This window comes from Variovorax sp. YR752 (genome assembly GCF_943372545.1).
Genome location: NZ_CALRZC010000360.1, coordinates 1 through 5,448, shown reverse-complemented (window position 1 = coordinate 5,448; position 5,448 = coordinate 1). Strand labels below are relative to the sequence as shown.

The 5,448-nt window shown below is 69.4% G+C and carries 6 protein-coding genes; 5 read left to right on the top strand and 1 reads right to left on the bottom strand.

Translation table 11 applies throughout. From position 1 onward, the window contains the following. From AAG801_RS40080 to AAG801_RS40060, 5 genes are all read left to right on the top strand, one after another. On the top strand, positions 1–906 hold a 906-nt coding region (locus tag AAG801_RS40080; RefSeq protein ID WP_341893446.1), incomplete at its 5' end, for a c-type cytochrome. After that, on the top strand, positions 903–2,696 hold the full coding sequence (ctaD, locus tag AAG801_RS40075) for a cytochrome c oxidase subunit I (RefSeq protein WP_341893445.1): 1,794 nt from the start codon (positions 903–905) through the stop codon (positions 2,694–2,696). The genes AAG801_RS40080 and ctaD, both read left to right, overlap by 4 nt. Beyond that, positions 2,693–3,310: a bb3-type cytochrome oxidase subunit III gene (locus tag AAG801_RS40070; protein WP_341893444.1), complete on the top strand. Its 618-nt coding sequence runs from the start codon at positions 2,693–2,695 to the stop codon at positions 3,308–3,310. The genes ctaD and AAG801_RS40070 overlap by 4 nt, the downstream gene beginning before the upstream one ends. An 11-nt stretch (positions 3,311–3,321) precedes the next feature. Further along, the gene (locus AAG801_RS40065) at positions 3,322–4,014 is read left to right on the top strand and encodes a heme-copper oxidase subunit III family protein (RefSeq protein ID WP_341893443.1); all 693 of its coding nucleotides are present in this window, start codon (positions 3,322–3,324) and stop codon (positions 4,012–4,014) included. A gap of 11 nt (positions 4,015–4,025) precedes the next feature. Then, positions 4,026–4,358, top strand: a complete 333-nt coding sequence (locus tag AAG801_RS40060) for a cytochrome C oxidase subunit IV family protein (RefSeq protein ID WP_341893442.1) — start codon at positions 4,026–4,028, stop codon at positions 4,356–4,358. A gap of 9 nt (positions 4,359–4,367) precedes the next feature. Here the strand turns inward: AAG801_RS40060 and AAG801_RS40055 are convergent. Next, positions 4,368–5,448: MFS transporter (locus AAG801_RS40055; RefSeq protein WP_341893441.1), on the bottom strand; the 1,081-nt coding region annotated here is incomplete at its 5' end.

The following is a 5,448-nucleotide window of genomic DNA, read 5'->3' as shown; positions in this document are numbered from 1 at the left end:
ACCACCGTCGGCATCATGGCGCTGCTGGCGCCCGGCCTCGTGGTGTACGCGAACTACGTGCGCACGCCGCATGACGCGCTCGTGCTCGAGGTGCTGGGCCAGCAGTGGCAGTGGCGCTTTCGCCTGCCGGGCGCGGACGGCAAGCTGGGCGCGACCGATGCGCGCTTCGTCAGTGCCGCCAACCCCTTCGGGCTCGACCCGGCCGACCCGGCGGGGCAGGACGACCTGCTGGCGCCCGGCGACGAGGTGCACCTGCCGATCGGCCAGCCGGTGCTGGTGCTGATGCGCTCCCACGACGTGCTGCACGACTTCTTCGTGCCGCCCATCCGTGCCCGCATGAACATCGTGCCGGGGCAGGTCAGCCGTTTCTGGTTCACGCCGACCGTCGCGGGCCGCTACGAGGCGCTGTGCGCGCAGCTGTGCGGCGTGGGCCATCCGAACATGCGCGGCTATGTGGTGGTGGAAGACGCGACGACCTACGGCGCCTGGCGCGCGGCACTGCCGACCTTCGCCGTGATGCAGCAGGCGCGGGCGGCCCAGGCGGCGCAAGCGGCCCAGGCACCGGCCGGCGGCGGTGGCGCGCGCGTCGACCAGGGCCGCGCGCTGGCCGACGCCAAGGGCTGCGTGGCCTGCCACACCATCGACGGCAGCGCACGCGTCGGGCCGACCTGGAAGGGCCTGTACGGCAAGCACGAGTCGATGGCCGACGGCAGCACGGCGCTGGTCGACGAGGCGTATCTGCGCAGCTTCATCCGCGACCCGCAGGCCCGGCACGTGAAGGGCTTCCCGCCGGTGATGCCGAAGGTCGACCTGAGCGACGAGGAACTGGCCGCGCTGGTGGCCTACATCCAGAGTCTGGGCAGTCCGCCGGCGCAGGCTGCCACCGAACAGAAGGCCGCGCGATGACTGACGCTGCTGTGCTCACCCCCGACGACGAACACGACGACGGCGGCGGCCACCCCGCGCCGCAGAGCTTCCTGCGCCGCTACGTCTGGAGCCAGGACCACAAGGTGATCGCCGTGCAGTACGCCTGCACCGCCATCGCGGTGGGCGTGGTCGGCCTGGTGCTGTCGAACCTGATGCGGCTGCAGCTCGGCTTTCCGGGCCAGTTCGAGTTCATCAACGCCGAGCGCTACTACCAGTTCGTGACCATGCACGGGATGATCATGGTGATCTACCTGCTCACGGCGCTGTTCCTCGGCGGCTTCGGCAACTACCTGATCCCGCTCATGGTGGGGGCGCGCGACATGGTGTTCCCCTACCTCAACATGCTGAGCTTCTGGGTCTACCTGCTGTCGGTGGTGGTGCTGATGGCGAGCTTCTTCGTCGCGGGCGGCCCCACGGGTGCGGGCTGGACGCTGTACCCGCCGCAGTCGATCCTGCCCGGCACGCCGGGCCACGGCGGCGGCATCGTGCTGATGCTGGTGTCGCTGCTGATCTTCATCGTGGCCACCACGATGGGCGGCCTGAACTACGCGACCACCGTGCTGCAGGCGCGCTGCAAGGGCATGACGCTGCTGCGCATGCCGCTCACGGTGTGGGGCATCTTCGTGGCCACGGTGCTGGCGCTGCTGGGCTTTCCGGCGCTGTTCGTCAGCGGCGTGATGCTGCTGCTCGACCGCACGATGGGCACCAGCTTCTTCATGCCGGCGCTGGTGTCGATGGGGCAGGTCACGGGCTACAAGGGCGGCAGCCCGCTGCTGTTCCAGCACCTGTTCTGGTTCTTCGGCCATCCCGAGGTCTACATCGTGGCGCTGCCGGCCTTCGGCATCGTGTCGGACCTCATCAGCGTGCATGCGCGCAAGCGCATCTTCGGCTACCGCACGATGGTGTGGGCCATCGTGGCCATCGGCGGGCTCAGCGTGGTGGTCTGGGCGCACCACATGTTCGTGAGCGGCATGAACCCGTACTTCGGCTTCTTCTTCGCCACCACCACGCTGGTCATCGCGGTGCCCACGGCGATCAAGGTCTACAACTGGCTGCTGACGCTGTGGCGCGGCGACATCCACCTGTCGGTGCCGATGCTGTTCGCGCTGGCCTTTGTGTGCACCTTCGTGATCGGCGGGCTCACGGGCCTGTTCCTGGGCAACGTGAGCGTGGACATCCCGCTGTCGGGCACCTACTTCGTGGTGGCGCACTTCCACATGGTGATGGGCGTGGCGCCGCTGCTGGTGGTGTTCGGCGGCATCTACCACTGGTTCCCCAAGATCACCGGCCGCATGCTGGACGACCGGCTCGGTCACTGGCATTTCTGGATCACCTTCCTGGGCACCTACGCGATCTATTTCCCGATGCACTACCTCGGTGTGCTGGGCATGCCGCGGCGTTACTACAACTTCGACGGCTACAAGTTCATTCCGCCGTCGGCCTTCAGCCTGAATGAATTCATCACCGTGGTCGCGCTGGTGGTCGGCGCGGCGCAGCTGCTCTTCATCGTCAACCTGGCCTGGAGCGCCTGGCGCGGCCGGCCCGCCGGCGCCAACCCGTGGCGCGCTGCCTCGCTCGAATGGCAGACGCCCGAGACGCCGCCCGGCCACGGCAACTGGGGACCGCGGCTGCCCGTGGCCTATCGCTGGGCCTACGCCTATGGCGTGCCGGGCGCGGCGGAAGACTTCATCGCGCAGAACGCGCCGCCGCAGGCCAGCGACGACAAGGACGACGTGCCCGTGAGCGGCGCGCGGGGAGCACCGGCATGAACGCGGACGCTGCCCTGCGCATGCGCGGCCTGCCGCGTGACGTGCGGCTGCGCGACGCGCACGCGAGCGCCGCGGGCATCGGCCTGTGGGTCTTCATGGGCGTGGTCACCGCGCTGTTCTCCCTCTTCACCGTCGCCTACGTGATGCGCATGAGCAGCGGCGACGCGATCGCGCTCGCGCTGCCGTGGCAGCTGTGGCTCAGCTCGGCGCTGCTGGTGGCGGGCAGCATGGCGTTGGAAGGTGCCGCGCGCAGCGCGGACCTGGCGCGCATGCGCCGTCTGCTGCTGGCCGGCGGCCTGTGCGCCGTGGGTTTCCTAAGCGTGCAGCTGTGGGCCTGGGGCGCGATGGCGCACGCGCAGGTCATGCCGGCCGGCAACCCGTCGGGCAGCTTCTTCTACCTGCTGACCGCCATGCACGGGCTGCACCTGGCGGGCGGGCTGGTCGGGTGGGCGATGGCGGCGCGCGTCGCGTGGGCCGACCCCGCCCGGGCCGGATGGCGCATCGCGCTGTGTGCGCGCTACTGGCACTTCATGTGGGCCGTGTGGCTGGCGCTGTTCGCACTGCTGGGATGGGTGACGCCGGAGGTGGCGCGCGTCATCTGCGGCACTTCGTGAGGAGGCTTCGCATGAACCACGCTGCCGCAACCCTTGCCCGCCCCGCCGTCGCCGCGAGCGGCTGGCGCGGGCTGGTGGCCGACTGGTCCTCCGACCGCCAGGCGTTCCACGTCTCGTGGGGCAAGGCGATGATGTGGATCTTTTTGCTGAGCGACATCTTCATCTTCAGCTGCTTCCTCACGGGCTACATGACGGTGCGCGTCTCGACCACCGCGGCGTGGCCGAATCCGAGCGAGGTGTTCGCGCTGCACGTGGGCGGGGCCGACGTGCCGCTCTTGCTGATCGCGATCATGACCTTCGTGCTCATCAGCAGCAGCGGCACGATGGCGATGGCGGTCAACTTCGCCTACCGCGGCGACCGCGTGAACGCCGCCACGCTGATGCTCGTGACCGCCACCTTCGGCGAACTCTTCGTCGGCATGCAGGCCTTCGAGTGGTCCAAGCTGATCCTCGAGGAAGGCGTGCGGCCCTGGGGCAACCCGATGGGCGCGGCGCAGTTCGGCGCGGCCTTCTTCATGATCACGGGCTTCCACGGGCTGCACGTGTCGGCCGGCGTGGTGCTGCTGTTCACCGTGGCCTTCAAGCTGATCCGCGGCGACTACGACAAGGCCGGCAACTACCAGGTGGTCGAGATCGTGGGCCTGTACTGGCACTTCGTGGACCTGGTGTGGGTCTTCATCTTCGCGCTGTTCTATCTCTGGTGAGGACGACCCCCATGACAACCAACACCACCACCACAACCACCACCGGTCAGCAGCACCCGATCGGCCTGTACCTGAAGATCTGGGGGCTTTTGTTCGTGCTCAGCGCGATGTCGTACATGGTCGACTACTTCCACGTGCAGGGCTACCTGCGCTGGGCGCTCATCATCGTCTTCATGCTGCTCAAGGCGGGGCTCATCGTCGCGGTCTTCATGCACATGGCGTGGGAGCGGCTGGCGCTGGTCTACGCGATCCTGCTGCCGCCGCTGTGCCTGCTGGTGCTGGTCGGGCTGATGGCCGCGGAGGCCGACCACACCTTCCTCACGCGGCTCTTGTTCTTTCGCTGACGGCCCGGCTCAGCGCCGCACCACGAAGCGCGTGATCACCGGTGCCGTTTCGCCCAGGTGAAACGCCAACCGGCGTTCGCGCAGCGCCATGTCGGCGGCCGTGGCGCGGTTGAAGCGGCGCAGGTGGTCGGTCCACGACTCGTCGACGATCTGCTCCACGTAGCGCTCGGGCTGCGCGATGTCGTGCAGCAGCTCCCAGCCGATGGCGCCCTGGCCCAGGCGCGCGCGCCGGGTCTGCTGCATCACGAGGTGGAAGGCGGCGGCGCGCGACGGGTCGATGAGGTACTCGACCGTGATCACCACGCGGCCGTCTTCCTGCGGCGCCTCGGCGGGCGGGCCGGTGGCCCAGCCGGCCTGGGCGGGGCGCACGTCGTCCTCGCCGCTCACGTCGGTCACCCAGCGCATGGCCGCCAGCATCAACAGCGTGCCGCTCACGGCGGCGATGGCCAGGCTCAGCTTCAGCGACGTGACGGTGGCCACCTGGCCCCACAGCGCCGCGCCGATCGCGCTCGCACCCATGATCGCCATCTGGTAGGTCGACATGCCGCGTGCGCGCACCCAGTCGGGCAGCGCGAGCTGGGCCGACACCGACAGCGAGTTGGCCACCGTGATCCACGCCATGCCGCCGAAGAACATCGCCGGCACCGCGACCCAGGCGTTGGGCGCCACGGCCATCACGGCGGTGGCGGCCGACTGCAGCATGGCGCCACGCAGCACCAGCTGGTCGCGCCCGAGCGCCTGGCGCAGCCGCGGCAGAAAGAGCACCGCGATGATCGCGCCCGTGCCCATGGCGGCCAGCAGCAGCGTGAAGGTGCCGGCGCCACCGCCCTCGAGGTTGCGCGCCAGCAGCGGCAGCAGCGCGAGCAGCGCGGTCGAGTGGAAGAAGAAGAGCGACACGCGCGTGAGCACCGCCCGCATGCGCTGCGACTGGCGCACGAACTGCACGCCCACGCGCATCGCGCTGATGAGCTTCTCGCGGCCCAGCGGGTTGGGCGTGTGCTCGCGGCGCCAGCGCAGCACCACGAAGCCCGAGGCCACCGACAGCACCGCGTTGAGCGCAAACACCCACACGCTGCCCGCGCTCGCGATC

Bases quoted from the DNA above. Each gene is read 5' to 3' on its own strand.
- AAG801_RS40060 (WP_341893442.1), top strand. From the start codon at position 4,026: ATGACAACCAACACCACCACCACAACCACCACCGGTCAGCAGCACCCG.
- AAG801_RS40065 (WP_341893443.1), top strand. From the start codon at position 3,322: ATGAACCACGCTGCCGCAACCCTTGCCCGCCCCGCCGTCGCCGCGAGC.
- ctaD (WP_341893445.1), top strand. From the start codon at position 903: ATGACTGACGCTGCTGTGCTCACCCCCGACGACGAACACGACGACGGC.
- AAG801_RS40070 (WP_341893444.1), top strand. From the start codon at position 2,693: ATGAACGCGGACGCTGCCCTGCGCATGCGCGGCCTGCCGCGTGACGTG.